General features: G+C 71.6%; 14 protein-coding genes. 10 read left to right on the top strand and 4 right to left on the bottom strand.

Annotation, left to right across the window (positions count from 1 at the left end):
* Window positions 1–62 precede the first annotated feature (62 nt).
* On the top strand, window positions 63–2,528 hold the full coding sequence (locus Cco03nite_RS19200) for a DUF7824 domain-containing protein (protein ID WP_203693514.1): 2,466 nt from the start codon (window positions 63–65) through the stop codon (window positions 2,526–2,528).
* Window positions 2,529–2,578: 50 nt separating this feature from the next.
* Here the strand turns inward: Cco03nite_RS19200 and Cco03nite_RS19195 are convergent, their stop codons facing one another.
* Together Cco03nite_RS19195 and Cco03nite_RS19190 are read right to left on the bottom strand one after the other, a co-directional pair.
* Window positions 2,579–2,989: a hypothetical protein gene (locus Cco03nite_RS19195; protein ID WP_203693513.1), complete on the bottom strand. Its 411-nt coding sequence runs from the start codon at window positions 2,987–2,989 to the stop codon at window positions 2,579–2,581.
* Entirely contained in the window at window positions 2,986–3,219 is a 234-nt protein-coding gene (locus Cco03nite_RS19190; protein WP_203693512.1) for a hypothetical protein, read from the bottom strand. Before Cco03nite_RS19190 ends, Cco03nite_RS19195 begins: the two co-directional genes overlap by 4 nt.
* 103 nt (window positions 3,220–3,322) lie before the next feature.
* Here Cco03nite_RS19190 and Cco03nite_RS19185 point away from each other — a divergent pair, with 103 nt between their 5' ends.
* Window positions 3,323–3,817, top strand: coding sequence for an NUDIX domain-containing protein (locus tag Cco03nite_RS19185; protein WP_203693511.1), 495 nt, complete (start codon window positions 3,323–3,325; stop codon window positions 3,815–3,817).
* 12 nt (window positions 3,818–3,829) lie between these two features.
* On the opposite strand, the gene Cco03nite_RS19180 is transcribed toward Cco03nite_RS19185, so the two are convergent.
* Window positions 3,830–4,324, bottom strand: a complete 495-nt coding sequence (locus Cco03nite_RS19180) for a hypothetical protein (protein ID WP_203693510.1) — start codon at window positions 4,322–4,324, stop codon at window positions 3,830–3,832.
* Between the two features lie 265 nt (window positions 4,325–4,589).
* On the opposite strand from Cco03nite_RS19180, the gene Cco03nite_RS19175 reads away from it, so the two are divergent.
* From Cco03nite_RS19175 to Cco03nite_RS19165, 3 genes are read left to right on the top strand one after another with little or no spacing between them, the layout of a single operon-like run.
* The gene (locus Cco03nite_RS19175; RefSeq protein ID WP_203693509.1) at window positions 4,590–5,630 is read left to right on the top strand and encodes a substrate-binding domain-containing protein; all 1,041 of its coding nucleotides are present in this window, start codon (window positions 4,590–4,592) and stop codon (window positions 5,628–5,630) included.
* Window positions 5,631–5,640: 10 nt separating this feature from the next.
* On the top strand, window positions 5,641–6,609 hold the full coding sequence (locus Cco03nite_RS19170) for a carbohydrate ABC transporter permease (RefSeq protein ID WP_239167488.1): 969 nt from the start codon (window positions 5,641–5,643) through the stop codon (window positions 6,607–6,609).
* Window positions 6,606–7,499 (top strand): carbohydrate ABC transporter permease, encoded by an 894-nt coding sequence (locus Cco03nite_RS19165; RefSeq protein WP_203693508.1) that lies wholly within the window; start codon window positions 6,606–6,608, stop codon window positions 7,497–7,499. The genes Cco03nite_RS19170 and Cco03nite_RS19165 overlap by 4 nt, the downstream gene beginning before the upstream one ends.
* A gap of 39 nt (window positions 7,500–7,538) precedes the next feature.
* On the opposite strand, the gene Cco03nite_RS19160 is transcribed toward Cco03nite_RS19165, so the two are convergent.
* Complete coding sequence (locus Cco03nite_RS19160; protein WP_203693507.1) at window positions 7,539–8,810, bottom strand: Gfo/Idh/MocA family protein; 1,272 nt, start codon at window positions 8,808–8,810, stop codon at window positions 7,539–7,541.
* Window positions 8,811–8,893: 83 nt separating this feature from the next.
* Here Cco03nite_RS19160 and Cco03nite_RS19155 point away from each other — a divergent pair, with 83 nt between their 5' ends.
* The 5 genes from Cco03nite_RS19155 (at window position 8,894) to Cco03nite_RS19135 (ending at window position 15,112) form a co-directional block, all read left to right on the top strand.
* The gene (locus Cco03nite_RS19155) at window positions 8,894–10,060 is read left to right on the top strand and encodes an ROK family protein (RefSeq protein WP_203693506.1); all 1,167 of its coding nucleotides are present in this window, start codon (window positions 8,894–8,896) and stop codon (window positions 10,058–10,060) included.
* A 121-nt stretch (window positions 10,061–10,181) separates the two neighbouring features.
* The gene (locus Cco03nite_RS19150) at window positions 10,182–11,444 is read left to right on the top strand and encodes an ABC transporter substrate-binding protein (RefSeq protein ID WP_203693505.1); all 1,263 of its coding nucleotides are present in this window, start codon (window positions 10,182–10,184) and stop codon (window positions 11,442–11,444) included.
* A 6-nt stretch (window positions 11,445–11,450) separates the two neighbouring features.
* Window positions 11,451–12,428 carry a carbohydrate ABC transporter permease gene (locus Cco03nite_RS19145; RefSeq protein WP_203693504.1) on the top strand — a complete coding sequence of 326 codons (978 nt, stop codon included), beginning with the start codon at window positions 11,451–11,453 and terminating at the stop codon, window positions 12,426–12,428.
* On the top strand, window positions 12,421–13,248 hold the full coding sequence (locus Cco03nite_RS19140; protein ID WP_203693503.1) for a carbohydrate ABC transporter permease: 828 nt from the start codon (window positions 12,421–12,423) through the stop codon (window positions 13,246–13,248). Before Cco03nite_RS19145 ends, Cco03nite_RS19140 begins: the two co-directional genes overlap by 8 nt.
* A 28-nt stretch (window positions 13,249–13,276) precedes the next feature.
* Entirely contained in the window at window positions 13,277–15,112 is a 1,836-nt protein-coding gene (locus Cco03nite_RS19135) for a spherulation-specific family 4 protein (RefSeq protein WP_203693502.1), read from the top strand.
* Window positions 15,113–15,121 lie beyond the last annotated feature (9 nt).

The following is a 15,121-nucleotide window of genomic DNA, read 5'->3' as shown; positions in this document are numbered from 1 at the left end:
AGCCACCGCCGAGTTTGCCGGTGTGGACATCGATGTCCGGCCGCTGGTGTACCTTGCCCGCCATGTCGATCACCACGCCTGCCGCCGCGCCGGAACCTGGCGACTGGGCGGCGCTGGAGTCCGCATTGGAGCGCAACTCGCCCGACGACGTGATCGGCTGGCTGGTCGAAGCCACCGAGGCGCAGCGGCTGGCGGCGTTCGGCCACCTCGGCGCATACCTGCGCCGCAACGAGGGGCAGCCGTCGTGGTGGCATCCCCGCAAACCGGCGGTCCTGTCGCTGGCCGGGCTCGGCTGCGCGCCCGACGCGCGTCGTGCCACGGCCGCGGTCTTCGCCCACAAGGCGTGGCGGGACAGTTCGTACATGCTGTCGCCGGAGCACGCCGTCGCGGTCCTGCGCCCGCGCGCGCTGTCCTGGCTGCCCGAACTCGCCGCCGGTGTGGTGGCCGGGCTGGACGTGCGGCCCTGGGGCGAGTGGCGGTTGGCCGACACGCTCGTGCGGGAGGCCGGGCTGCCGACACCGGCCGACCCGTCGTTCGCGATGGGCTGGTGGTGGGACGTGCTGCGCGACAAGGACTGGGAGCAGGCACTGGTGGACGGCCCGCACCGGGCGGTGTTGCTGCCGCTGGTGCTCCAGCACGACGCGTTCGGCGAATCGCTGGCCAGGCCCCGTGGCCGCGACCGGACCGAGAACGCGCTGAGCCGTCTCGCCACCGCCGATCCGGCGGCTGCCGTCGTCGTGCGGTCGGGCTGCCGGACCCGGCTGCTGCTCGGCGGCTCGGCGGGCGCGGTCCGTCCCTTTGTACGCCTGCATGATTCGGTCCCTGCGGAGCCCGGCGATCTCGCCGCCGGGCTCACCGACTACCTCTCGCTGCTGCACTCGCCGCACGGCACCGTCGCGGGCCTGGCCCAGCGCGCCCTGTCCACAGCCGACGAGGCCGGTCTGCTCGACCTGGACACCCTGCGCGAGGTCTCCGCGACCATGCTCGCCCGGGACGAGAAGAAACTGCGACAAGCCCAGCAGGTATGGCTGCGAGCCGCCGCCCGCCGCCGCCCGGCCGACCGCGCCCAACTGCTGGCGCTGCTCGAAGCGCCGGCGACCACCGAGCAGCCGTTACAGCCGCACCCGGCACCCACCCCGCAGGTCGCCGCGCTGCACCGGATCGACACGATCGCCGAACTCGCCGAGGAGACCGCCGCGCTGCTGCACGGCGACCGATCCCCGGCGACCCTGGAACGAGTGCTCGCAGGCCTGGTGACACTGGCGGCCGCGGACCGCTCGGCCGCCGCGGCGGCGCTCAGCCCGGTCGTCGCGCGCCACCGCGACCAGACGCGCTTCGACCCGCCCGTGGAACAGGCCCTGACCTGGTGCGCGCTGGCCATGCTCGCCGGTTCGCCCGACCTCGTCGACGAGGCCCGGCCCGCGGTCGCCGACGTGCAGCGCCGTATGCAGACCGGCGGCCCGCTGGCACCGCTGCACCCGCACGGCGACTTCGACCCGACCTGGCTGCTGCAGCACCGGCTCGCCGAGATCGCCGTACACGGCCCGGCCGCACCGGTGCCCGTCCTGCTGGCCACACCGACCGAGGCCAACGGGCACCTCGACCCGGCCGCGCTGGCCGACCGGCTGGCCCGCTACGAGCAGACGGGTCACGAGCCGTGGCCTGCCGACCTGGCCCAGGCGCTGCTGCGACTGCCCCGCGACATCGACCCGGCCACGATCGCCGCGGCCGAGCGGCTGCGCTCACCGGCCGGGCTCGCCTTCGCGCGGCGCCTGCGCCGCGGCCAACCCGACCCGGTCACCCGCCGCCAGGTGCAGACCGTGAGTGTGTGGGGGACCGGCCCGGCCGCCCGTGCCGTGGTGTCGCTGACCCCGCCGGACGACGCCGGCCCGATCGAACGCAAGCTGTTCACGCTCACCCCGCCCCAGCGTGCGGGCTACCGGTCACCGGGCGACCCGGCCACGTGGGCGGCGATGCTGCCTTCGCATCGTGAGGCGGCCGCCGCCTGGCTGCTGCCGAGCATCGCGGCGAGCGCCGACGGCGGTTCGGGTCGCGGCGGGGCGATGCTGCTGCCGATGCTCGCCGAGACGAGCGGACCGGTCGGACCCGCGGTGACGCTGGCCGTCGCGTACGCGCTGGCGGCCGCACACACGTCCGACCGGGTCGCGGCCGTCGACGCCCTCGTCGGCTTCGACGCGGCTCTGGACCGTGCCGCGGTCGGCGGGGAGTTCGGCTGGCTCGGCTCGAACGGACTGGTGAAGGTCAAACGGGCGGCGGTGACCCTCGACGACGCCGCGCGTGCCGGTGCGGTGGCCGGCGTGTGGGAACTGTGCCGCGCCGCGTTGCCCGCCCTGCTGCGCGCCGAGCCGCAGCAGGGCGTCGCCGACGTGGTCGAGGTCGCCGCCCGCTGCGCGCGTGCCCTGGGCGTACGCGGTCCGATCGCGGAGGTCGACGCGGTCGCGGCTCGCGGCGGTGCTAGCAGGCTGGTCACCGAGGCACGCGGACTCGCGGCGGTACTGGCCGGGTGACTTCGGCGCACACCGTGATACAGCCCGTCTCCCTGGGGGAGACGGGCTGACTACTTGTCCATCAGATCGAGCACGCCGTCGTCCGGAAGGTGACGCCGGGCCTCGTCCCCGTCGTACGTGGCCAGGTAAGCCCCGGTGCGGCGGGCCAGCAGCACGGCGTGGCCCATCCCGTGCCCCAGCCCGGCCGCCTCGACCGCGTCGACGCCGAGCAGCGGAAGCAGGACCACGACGGCATCGGCACGGGTGAGCAGGTCCACCAGCCGCTCGCGCTCGTCCTGGTCGAGCCGCCGGTGCGCCTCCATGAAATGCGCCGCGGGCACCCCCACCAGGCTGGTGGCGGACTCCTCCTCGACCATGGCGAGCAGTTCGCTGACCGCCATGCCGGTCAGTCGCGCGTACGCGGTCAGCGCGGTGACGTCGAGGACCACCCGGATCGACGGCTCCGACAGCTCGTCCGTCACCGCTCGGCCGCCCGCCGGGCGTCCAGCGCGGCGACCCGGTCACGCATTCTCGTCACGCCTTCGGGGGTCACGAGATAGCCGGCCCGGCGCATGGTCTCGTGCAGCTGCTTGCGGCGTTTGGCCATGCGCAGCGCCTCGGCGATCAGCGCGCTGGCGTTCTCGGCGGCCTCGACATCGGGTAGGACGTCACCAGGGATGTAGATGCTCATCTTGCGGCCGGGCGTCGTCATGTTCATATGCTACACCTGCGCCATGTTTTGTCGCCTAAGATCAACAAATGGGCGTGTCGAGCCGGCAAGTGGCGGCGAGCGTGGCCGTACTAGCGTTGCGCGCATGCCGGAACGTCACTCGCACTGCTCCTACTGCGGCACCGCTTACGTGCCCGACCTGGCCTGGCCGCGCCGGTGTGCGGCATGCGAGCAGATCAGTTACGTGAATCCGGTGCCGGTCGCCGTCGCCGTGCTGCCGGTCGGCGACGGGCTGCTCGGCGTGCGGCGCATCATCCCGCCCGGGGCGGGCCGGGTGGCGCTGCCGGGCGGGTTCATCGATCTGGGCGAGTCGTGGCAGGCGGCGGTGGTCCGGGAGCTGTGGGAGGAGACGGGCATCCGTGCCGACGAGGCTGACGTGAGCCTGTACGACACCCTCAGCGCTCCGGACGGCACCCTGCTCGTGTTCGGCCTGCTGCCGCACCGTGACGTCGCCGACCTGCCCGCGCCGGTCGCCAATGCGGAATCGGCGGGCTGGGAACTGGTCACGGCCGCCACCCCGCTGGCTTTCAGCCTGCACACCGCCGTCGCGGCCCGCTTCTTCGCCGCCCGCGACGCCTGAGTGCGAGCGCCGTCAGCGTTCGTCCGGGTCGCCGAACCGCACGGACAGCGCGGCTTCACGGATGACGGCGCACTCCCATTCGACTACTTCTCGGCTGGGACGTTTCCCGGCGGGCTGTTCGCCGTACTCCCGAAGTCGCTGCTCCAGCCCGCCGAGCAGTTCGTCGGCCACCTGCTGCCGCAGGTGGTAGAAGTTGAGATGCGCCATCTTGAGCTCGTCGCCCTCGCGGAACCACCGGGCCAGCCACGATGGTAGGCACTCCCGATGAGCGGTGAACACGGTGCCTCGGCGTCGCTCCCGGCCGACCGGCACAAGAGTGTCCAAGTAGTGGGGTCGGGCGGAATCCACGCCACGGGCGCCGCACGCCAGACACGCCTCGCCCTCGGCTTGGTCGAGGCTGTGGAGTGTCTCCACGACGGCCAGCACCGGCAAGACCCGCACCTCAACCTCGTACGGGGCGACCGGGTGACGGGGCTGCGGTCGGGGCAGCTGCGGACTCATCTCCATGGTGCCTCCTTCGTGGTGGAGAGAGCGTAATGCGGTCGTGCCCGGGATTCGACCTTGGCAGATCAGCCCAGGCCGGCTCCCACTTTTGTCGATCAATATAAAAGTTCGAACATTTCCAGTAGAAGATATGGACACGGTGTGGGGAAGCTCGTAACGTGTGCGACACCCAGCCGAGTCTGACCTGATCAAGGTCGGTCGGCCCGGTGCCCCGTGGCCGTCGGCGCAGCCGCGATGGCGCCTCGATCCTGATGAATCGGAGCCCGTCATGGCAGGCCATTCGCGTCGTACGGTCCTTGCCGGCACGGTCGCCCTCGGGGCGACCGCGCTGCTGGCCGGCTGCTCCGGAGGGGACGGTCCACCGGCGGCGCAGACACTCGTCGGCGACGCCGTCGGCCTGAACGGCGCGCCCGGAAAACGGGTCGTGATCGGCTTCTCCGCGCCGGCGGCCGACCACGGCTGGCTGGCCGCGATCACGAACAACGCCAGGCGGCAGGCCCGGACGTTCTCGGACGTCGAGTTCAAGATGGTCGCCGCGGGCGCGAACGCCGCAGCCCAGCGCGCGGCGCTGTCCACCCTGATCGCCGAGCGGCCGGACGTGATCGTCGTGCTGCCGTACGACGGCAAGGAGCTCAACGGGTTCGGGGTCGAGGCCATGCGCGCCGGCGTGCCGGTGGTCAACCTCGACCGGGCCTTCCCGAACCCCGCGGCGTTCCGGCTGCAGATCAAGGGCGACAACTACGGCATGGGGGTGGCCGCCGCCCGGTACATCATCGCGCGGCTGGCGACGCGGAAGGTGGACCGGCCGGTCATCGGGGAGATCGCCGGGCTGGACTTCCTCGAACTGACGCAGGAGCGGTCCCGCGGGTTCAAGGACACGCTGGCCGCGGCCGGGCTGTCGGTGGCCAACCGGCGTGCGGCCGGGTTCACGGCCGACACCGGCCAGCGCGAGGCCGCCCACCTGCTGCAGGCCCTGCCGCACATCCATGCCCTGTGGAACCACGACGACGATCAGGGTGTCGGCGTGCTGGCCGCCGTCGAGACCGCCAAGCGGGGCGAGTTCTTCATGGTGGGCGGGGCCGGATCGCGGCAGGCGATGCAGACGATCAAGGCCGGTGGCACGGTGCTGGAGGCCACGGTCACCTACAGCCCGTCCATGGCGTCGTCGGCGATCCTGCTGGCCAGGCTGATCGCGCAGGGGCGCGGCCTGGCCGATCTGGCCGAGTTCGAGGTGCCCAAGGAGATCGTGCTGAGTTCGGAGACGGTCACCAGGGCCAACGCCGACGCCTACCTCCACTTCGGATTCTGAGGAGCAGGCAGTGCCCGTCGCTGAACAGCCCGTCGCCCGGCTCTGGACCAAACCGCTGCCCCTGCCGCACCGCAGGCCCCGGCGCAGCCTCCTGCACCGGGAGAGCGTCGCCGGCTACCTCCTGCTCACCCCGTGGCTGACGGGACTTGCCGCGATCATCGTCGCGCCGGTCCTGTACTCCCTGGCCCTGAGCTTCACCGACTACAACGTCATCACCGGCGAGCTCGACTGGATCGGCCTGGCCAACTACGAGCGGATGTTCACCGCCGACCCCCGGTACTGGCGCTCGGTCCAGGTCACGGTCGTGTTCGTCGCCGTATCGGTGCCACTGAAGCTGGTCGTCGCGTTCGCGGTCGCGGCGCTGCTCAACGGCCGCCGCCGTGGCGCGGGCACGCTGCGGGCGCTGGTCTACCTGCCGTCCCTGCTGGGCGTCAGCGTCGCGCTGGCGATCACGTGGCGCACCATGTTCGGCAGCGGCGGCGCGGTCAACCAGGTCCTCGGCATGTTCGGCGTGCCGGACCGGTCCTGGGCCACCGAGCCGGACACGGCGCTGTTCACGCTGATCCTGCTCGCCGCCTGGCAGTTCGGCGGACCCATGGTGATCTACCTGGCCGCGATGCGGCAGGTCCCCGCCGACTACGCCGAGTCGGCCCGTATCGACGGCGCGAGCCGGTGGCGGATCCTGCGCAGCGTCACGCTGCCCACGCTGTCCCCGGTCATCCTGCTCACCGTGGTCATGGAGACGATCGCGGCGTTCCAGGGCTTCACCGCCGCGTTCGTGTTCGGCGACGGCGGCGGCGGTCCCGAGGACGCGACGCTGACGTACACGCTGTACCTGTACCTGCGCGGGTTCGCCGGCCTGGAGATGGGCTACGCCTCGGCGATGGCCTGGGTGTTCCTGGTCGCCGTGGGGGCGCTGACCGGGCTGATCTTCTGGACCAGCCGCTGGTGGGTCCACTACCCGGGAGGCCGGCCGTGACCGCGCCCGCCGTCGCCGCACCGGGCCCCGGCCGTCTCGCCCGCGCCGCCGCCGCCGTCGCCACGGTCGCGGTGGTGCTGGTCCTGCTCTACCCGCTGCTGTGGATCCTGGCGTCGTCATTGCGCTCGGCGGGTGAGGCGGCGACCGGCCTGAGCCTGTGGCCGCGGGAGTTCACCTGGTCGAACTACACCGCCGGCTGGTCCGGGGTGAACGGGGTCGGTTTCGGCGCGTTCTTCCGCAACAGCACCGTGGTCGCGGCCGGGGCGGTGGTCGGCAACGTCGTCACCTGCCTGCTGGCCGCGTTCGCCTTCGCCAGGCTGCGGTTCCCGCTGCGCCGGTTCTGGTACGCCGTCGTCATCGGCACGCTGCTGCTGCCGCAGCACGTCCTGATGGTGCCGCAGTACATGCTGTTCCGGGAGCTCGGCTGGCTGAACACCGCGCTGCCGCTGATCGTGCCGAAGCTGCTCGCCACGGACTCGTTCTTCATCTTCCTCATCGTGCAGTTCCTGCGGTCGCTGCCGGAGAACTACGACGAGTACGCGCGCACCGACGGCGCGAGCCCGCTGCAGCTGTTCCGCCACGTGATCCTGCCGCTGAGCCGCCCCGCGATCACCGCCACCGCGATCCTGACGTTCATCTGGACCTGGAACGACTTCTTCCCGCAGCTGGTCTACCTGCCCATGGTGGAGGATTCGACAGCGCCGTCCGGGCTGCACCAGTACGCGATCGCGGGCGGGCTCAGCGCCCCGGGCCCGATGTTCGCGATGTGCGTGCTGTCCCTGCTGCCCGTGCTGCTGTTCTTCGTCGCCTTCCAGCGCCTGCTCACCAGCACCTCGACCACGTCCGGCCGGATGGCGGCCCACCTGCCACGCCCCCGCGCCCGCCGGTAGGGCCGGTCGGGTTCCGCGCGAGGCGGAACCCGACCGCTGTCAGCTGCTCGCGTCGGCCTGGAACGGGAGGACTGTGCCGGAGGTGCGGGCCTGTTCGGCGGCCCAGACGACGCGGTGGCTGGCCAGGCTCGCGGCCGCGTCGGAGTGCAGGGCCGACGCGTCGCCGCTGGCCACGGCCTTGAGGAAGGCGTCCATGATGCCCTCGTCGCCGCCGCCGTGGCCGTCGCCCGCGCTGGCTCCGTCGAGGGTCCCGGTGTCGACGGTGTGCTGCTCGCCGGTGCGGAAGTCGGTGACGTGCAGCAGGCGGCCGTCGCCGTCGACGTAGCCGTGGGTGCCGAACAGCCGGGTGCGGCGGTGCTCCATCGGGGTGAACGCGGTCATGGTGAAGGTGCAGGTCGTGCCGTCGGGGAACTCCATCGCGACGACCTGGTGGTCGACGACGTTGTTGTCGCTGCCGTAGACGCAGCGCCCGTACGGGCCGGTGCGCAGCGCGGCGTCGATGCCGGCCTCGGTGTGGTCGGTGGTGACCGCCGACAGCGGCCAGAACTCCCGGGCCGGATCGCCCAGACAGGACCGGTAGAGCCGGGGCGCGGAGTAGGGGCAGCTCCGTTCGAGCGGGCAGTCCAGACAGTTGTCGGCGGCTTCGGCCGGGCGCTGCTCAGGGCGGAAGTGGGCGAGCCCGCCGAACGAGCTGACCCGGCTCGGGGCCGTGCCGATCAGGTACAGCAGCCAGTCGATGTCATGGCACGACTTGGTCAGCAGCAGCGGCGCGGATGTCTCGGAGTTGTTCCAGTGCCCGCGCACGAACGAGTGCGCGAAGTGCCACCACCCGATCGGCTCCAGGTGCTGCACGTTGACCAGCTTGCCGATCGCCCCGCTGTCGAGCAGCCCCTTCAGCGCCCGGGTGTAGGGCGTGTAGCGCAGCACGTGGCAGACGGCGAGCATGACCCCGGCCTGCTCGACGGCGGCGGCGATGCGCAGCGCGTCGGGCTCGGTGGTGGCCATCGGCTTTTCCAGGAGTATGTGATATCCCAGCGCGGCGAAGGCCACGGCCGCGTCGGCGTGCATGCGGTCCTGGGTGGCGATCACCGCGGCGTCGCCCAGCGGCCCGGCCGCGGCGAGCTCGGCCCAGTCGGTGAAGACCTGGTCGGCGGGCACCCCGAACTCGGCGGCGAAGGCCGCACGCCGGGCGGGGTCGGGTTCGGCGACGGCCACCACGCGGGCCGCCCCCGTGGCGGCCGCGCGGCGGGCGTATCCGATGCCGCGCAGTCCGGCACCTGCCACGACCAGCCGCACCCCGTCTACAGTCATCTCAGCCATCCCGTGGAGGAGTTACTTTTGAAGGTCTCCATAATTAGTAACATGGCAACGCGGTGCGCAAAAGGGGGCCGGTGGTGACCGAACAGCTCGCAGGTGGGGATCTATCCCGGTTGCGGCAGCTCAACGCCCTTGCGGTGGTGCACGTGTTGCGTGGCCGCCCGGCGCTGACGCTGACCGAGCTGTCGCGCGACACGGGCCTGTCCCGGCCCTCCACCGAGGACGTGGTGCTGCAGTTGCAGAGCCAGGGCTGGCTGGAGGAGGTGCAGCCCGCGCCCGGGGTGATGGGCCGCCCGGCCCGCCGCTACCGGTTCCGCTCCGACGCCGGCCGGGTGCTCGGCGTGGACATCGGCGGGCACACCATCCGGGTGCTCGCCGCCGACCTGGACGGCGAGGTCGGGCACACGGTCCGCGTGCCCGTGGCGATCACCGCGGGCCGGGCCGAGCGCCTGCGCGCTGTCGACGCGGCCATCGCGCAGTGCCTGTCCGTGGCGGGGCTGACCGGCGCGGACATCTGGGCGACCACGGTCGGCACCAGCGGCCTGGTCGACGCCGCGGGCCGGGTCGTGCTCTCGGTGGCGTTCCCGGAGTGGACCGGGGTGCAGCTGGCCCAGCACGTGGGGCGGCTGGTCGGCGGCACGGTGCTGGTCGAGAACGACAGCCGGCTGGCCGCGCTGGCCGAGACCTGGCGCGGGGTCGCCCGGTACGCCCAGCACGTGGTCTACCTGCTGGCGGGCCTGCGTACGGGCACCGGCCTGATCATCGACGGCAAGCTGCACCGGGGCTTCGCGCAGGCCGCGGGCGAGATCGGGGCGCTGCCCGAGCTGGGCTGGATCCGGGCGCAGGAGCATCTGCGCTCGTGGACCGGCGCGCCCGCCGGCACCGACCCCGACGACCTGGCCGGGTACGTGTTCGCCAGCGCCCGCGAGGGCGACCGCAAGGCGGTGGCCGTGGTGCGCCGGTACGCCAAGGAGCTGGCGCTGGGCGCGTCGGCGCTGGTCCTGGCGCTGGACCCGCAGCTGGTGGTGCTCGGCGGCGGCTTCTCCCGCTCGGCCGACGTGCTGCTCGAACCGCTGCGCCGCGAGATCGAGAAGCGCTGCGTGCGCATCCCGGAGATCGTCACCTCGACGCTCGGCGACGAGTCGGTGGCGCTCGGCGCGGTGAAACTCTCGCTGGAACACCTGCAGGAGCACCTGTTCGACGTGCGCACCGGAGTGGCCGCACCCGTCCGACCAGCACGTTGAGGCCTCGGCACAGCGGAGCCCGGGGACGGGTCTTGACAAACTTATTAAGGACTCCATTAATACTGGGCTAGCACATGTGACCCAGATCCCCGATGACTTCCTTGCGAGAAGGGTTCCTCAGATGTGGAAAGCAGTGCGGGTCGGCGCGGCCGCGGTTCTGGCCGCCGCCCTCGCCGTGACCGCCGCGGGTTGTGGCAGCGAAGAGCCCGCTGCCGGTGACGAGAAGGTCACCCTGTCCTACGCGGTGTGGGACAAGAACCAGGTCCCGGTGATGGAGGAGCTCGCCGCCGCCTTCACCAAGGACCACCCGAACATCACGATCAACGTCCAGCTCACGCCGTGGGCCGACTACTGGACCAAGCTGCGCGCCGCCGTCACCGGCGGAGCCGCCCCGGACGTGTTCTGGATGAACGGACCCAACATCCAGCTGTACGCCGACAACGGTGTGATCATGCCGCTGGCCGACAAGGTCGCCGAGGCGAAGCTCGACCTGGGCGTCTACCCGAAGGCCCTGGTCGACCTCTACACCTTCGAGGGCAAGGTCTACGGCCTGCCGAAGGACTTCGACACCGTCGGCGTCTGGTACAACAAGGAGCTCTTCGACGCCGCCGGGGTGAAGTACCCGGCCGACGGCTGGACCTGGGCCGACTTCAAGGCCGCCGCCGCGAAGCTGACCGACCCGGCCAAGGGCGTGTACGCCGTCGGCGCGAACCTCGCCGGCCAGGAGTACTACTACAACACCATCTACCAGGCCGGCGGCAACGTCATCTCCGCCGACGGCAAGAAGTCCGGCTTCGACGACCCGGCCACCATCGAGGGCCTGCGCTTCTGGACCGACCTGATCAAGAACAAGCAGTCGCCGGACCTCAAGACGATGACCGACACCGCCCCGCTCCAGCTGTTCGAGTCGGGCAAGCTCGCCATGTACTGGGGCGGCTCCTGGAACGTCGCCGAGTTCGGCAAGAACGAGTACACCAAGACCCGCGTCGACGCGGCCCCGCTGCCGGCCGGCGTCAAGCAGGCCACCATCATCCACGGCCTGGCCAACGTGGTGTCGGCGAAGACGAAGGCCCCGGCGCAGGCCTGGGAGTTCGTGAAGTTCCTCGGCTCCAAGCCCGCCGCCGAGATCCTCGGCAAGAAGGGCCCGATCCCGGCGTACACCGGCACCCAGGACGCCTGGCTGGCCGCCAACTCCCAGTTCAAGGGCAAGGTCTTCCTCGACGCGGTCGCCTACGCGGTGCCCTACCCGGTGTCGCGCAACACCGCGGCCTGGAACGACGAGGAGTTCAAGCAGCTCACCAAGGCCTACACCGGTGAGGTCGCGGTCGAGGCGGCCGCCAAGGAACTCGCCACGCAGATGAACGCCCTGCTGGCCAAGGAGTAGCAGCACATGACAGCAACCGTGACGGGCACCGCGGACGACGTCCGCACCGCGGTGCCCGCCCCGGTGCCCGCCCGGCGGCGACGCCGGTGGCGGCACCGGGGAGCCGAAGCCGCCTGGGCGTACCTGCTCATCGCGCCGACCGGGCTGGGCCTGGCCGTGTTCTACCTGTGGCCGGTGGTGCAGACCGGGTACTTCTCCTTCACCGAGTGGGGCCCGTTCGGCGGGCACGAGTGGGTCGGGCTGGACAACTACCGCACCCTGGCCGCCGACGACGAGGTGCTGACCGCGCTGCGCAACACGGTGACGTACACCGTGCTCGGCCTGCTCGGCATCCCGCTCGCGGTGCTGTTCGCGGCGCTGCTCAACCGGCCGAGACTGCGCGGGGTGTCGGCGTACCGGGCGCTGTTCTTCCTGCCCGTGGTCACCATGCCGGTGGCCGTGGCGATGGTCTGGCGCTGGCTCTACAACGGCGACTTCGGCCTGATCAACTACCTGCTGTCGCTGGTCGGCGTCGAGGGCCCGCACTGGATCGCCGACCCGGCCACCGCGCTGTACGCGATGGTCGCCGTCGGGATCTGGACCAGCCTCGGCTACAACATCGTCATCTTCCTGGCCGGCATGCAGTCGATCCCGCGCGAGTACTACGAGGCCGCCTCGATCGACGGGGCCGGGGCGCTGGCTCAGTTCCGCCGGATCACGCTGCCGCTGCTGTCGCCGTCGCTGTTCTTCGTGTCGGTGCTGTCGGTCATCGGCTCCCTGCAACTGTTCGACCTGGTGTACGTGATGGGCGGCAGCGGCCAGGCGGCCCGCGCCAACCCGGCCTTCCCGCGCATCCAGACCGTCGTGCACCTGTTCTACGACAAGGCGTTCTACACCAACGACCGGGGCTACGCCGCCGCGATCGTGATGGCGCTGCTGGTGCTCATCGTGATCCTCACGGCGATCCAGTTCCGGCTGCAGAAACGGTGGGTGCACTATGGCTGAGTCCCCGCGGCGCGCCGGCCGCACGGCCACCCACGTCACGCTGCTCATCGGCGCGGCGGTCATGGTCGGCCCGTTCCTGTGGCAGTTCCTGACCTCGCTGAAGACCCTCACCAACGCCACGAAGGTGCCGCCCACCATCGCGCCCGACTGGCGCTGGTCCAACTACGGCGACGTGTTCGGGCTGCTGCCCTTCGGCGACCAGATCGTCAACACGGTGCTGATGACCGCCGCCCGCACCGCCGGGCAGCTGCTGTTCTGCTCCATGGCCGCGTACGCGTTCGCACGGCTGCGCTTCCCCGGCCGCGGCCTGCTGTTCGGCGTCTTCCTGTCGGTGCTGATGGTGCCGCCGCCCCTGTTCGTCATCCCCCAGTACGAGATCATGGCCGACCTGGGCTGGCTCAACAGCCTCACCGCGCTCATCGTGCCCGGCCTGTTCTCCGCGTTCGGCGTGTTCCTGCTCCGGCAGTTCTTCCTCGGCCTGCCCAAGGAACTCGACGAGGCCGCCCGCCTCGACGGCGCCGGCCCGCTGCGCATCTACTGGTCGGTCATGCTCCCGCTGGCCAAACCCGGCCTGCTCGCCCTGGGCATCCTGACCGTGCTGTGGTCCTGGAACGACCTGTTCTGGCCCCTGATCGTCAACACCGACCCGGAGAAGATGACCCTGTCGGCGGGCCTGGCCTCGCTGCAGGGCCAGTTCCAGACCGACTACCCGGTGCTCATGGCCGGGTCCCTGCTCGCCTCGCTGCCCGTCATCGTGCTGTTCACCGTGATGCAGCGCCACTTCATCCAAGGCATCGCCTTCAGCGGCAACAAGGGCTGAACCCATACCCCAGATCGGAGACACGACCATGCTGCACCGGCATGGCCGCGGACGCCTGCACCTTCGGGCGGCGGCCGTACTCGTCACACTGCTCACCGCCGCCTCCGCCGCGACCCCCGCGCAGGCCACCGGCAACCCGCCCGCCGGCATCGCCCAGCAACTCGCGGTGCCCGCCTACTTCTACCCGGGCGGCGACGGGGCCGCCCTCTGGCAGCAGCTGAACGCCCCCGGCGTCGGGATCGCGGTCGCGAACCCGTTCTCCGGGCCCGGCAAGACCCGCGACCCCAACTACGCCGCCGCCATCACCGCCGCCAAAGCCGGGGGGGTACGGGTGCTCGGCTACGTCGCCACCGGCTACCTCGGCAGCACCGGCCGCGCCACCAGGCTCAACGAGACCACCCCGGCCGCCTGGGCGGCACAGGTCCAGCAGGACGTGGCCACCTGGTACCGCCTCTACGGCGCGGACGGCCTCGGCGGGATCTTCTTCGACGAGGTGCAGAACGTCTGCGGCCCGCAGGACGCCTACATCGACACGTACCGGATGCTCGACCGGCACACCAAGAAGGCGCACACCGGCGCGTTCACCGTGATCAACCCGGGGATCGACACCGAGCCCTGCTACGCCGACGCCGCCGACGTGATCCTCACCTTCGAGGGCACCTACCAGACCTACCTCGGCTGGCAGGCCCCCGCCTGGCACCGGGCGCTCGACCCGCGCAAGCTGTGGCACCTGGTGCACGCCACCGACACCACGACGCAGCTCGCGAACGCGGTAGCGCTGAGCAAGCAGCGCAACGCCGGCTACCTGTACGTCACCCCGGACGTGCTGGCCAACCCGTGGGACTCGCTGCCGCCGCAGGACTACTGGACGCAGCAGTTGTCGTCGGCGTCGGCGGGCGGCGGTGACACTGCCGCGCCGCGTACCGTCGGCACGCCGTTCCCGGTCCGGACCGGATCCACTGAAGCGGTCGTCGCGTGGCTGCCCGCCGCCGACCCGCACGGCCGGGTCACCGGCTACGACGTGCACGTCGACGGGGTGCGGGTGACCGGTTCGACGAGCGCGCTGCCGGTCGCGACGCTGCACGGCCTCGACCCGGCGACGACCTACCGGGTCACGGTCACCGCGTACGACGCGGCCGGCAACGCCTCCGCGCCGAGCCGTGCGCTGACGCTGACCACGGGCCGCGCCGACGCGGCTGCTCCCGCCGCGCCCGCCGGGCTGCACGCCGCCGAGACCAAGGTCGCCAGCGTGCGGCTGGGCTGGACCGCGTCGGCCGAGCCGGACCTCGCGAGCTACGACGTCGAGGTTGACGGGCAGCCGCTGCTCTCGCTGCCGTCGTGGCTGGTCACCCAGGGCACGGCGGTCACGGTGCCGGTCAGCGGGCTGGAGCCGGGCACGGCGTACACCTTCACGGTCTTCGCTCGTGACAGCAGCGGGAACCGCTCGGCCGCAGCCGGGCCGCTCGCCGTGAGCACGACGGCGCCTTCGGGCGATCCGATCACGGAGATGTCCGGGACCATCGGCACCGCCGACGTGACCTACCAGGCGCAGTACAACCTGCCGTTCGACTTCCACCACCTGTTCATCGACGTCGACAACGACGCGTCCACCGGTTTCGCGACCGCGGGCATCGGGGCGGACCTGCTCATCGAGAACGCCTGGTTCTACCGCCACACCGGCACCGGCTGGAGCTGGGCCCCGGTCGACGGGCCGAGCCCGCTGATCTCCAGCGACGACGACCGCTACGTCTGGCGGGTGCCCGCCGACGTGCTCGGTGGCGTGCCGGTCGGACCGCACCGGGTCGTGTTCCACGGCTCCGGCAGCTCGCCGGAGATCTACACCGCAGTGATCACCGTCAGCTGATCCACTTCA

The organism is Catellatospora coxensis (assembly GCF_016862635.1).
Classification (GTDB): Bacteria; Actinomycetota; Actinomycetes; order Mycobacteriales; family Micromonosporaceae; genus Catellatospora; species Catellatospora coxensis.
Note: the sequence above shows the minus strand (reverse complement) of the source record. Positions and strands in the feature narration are given on the sequence as shown.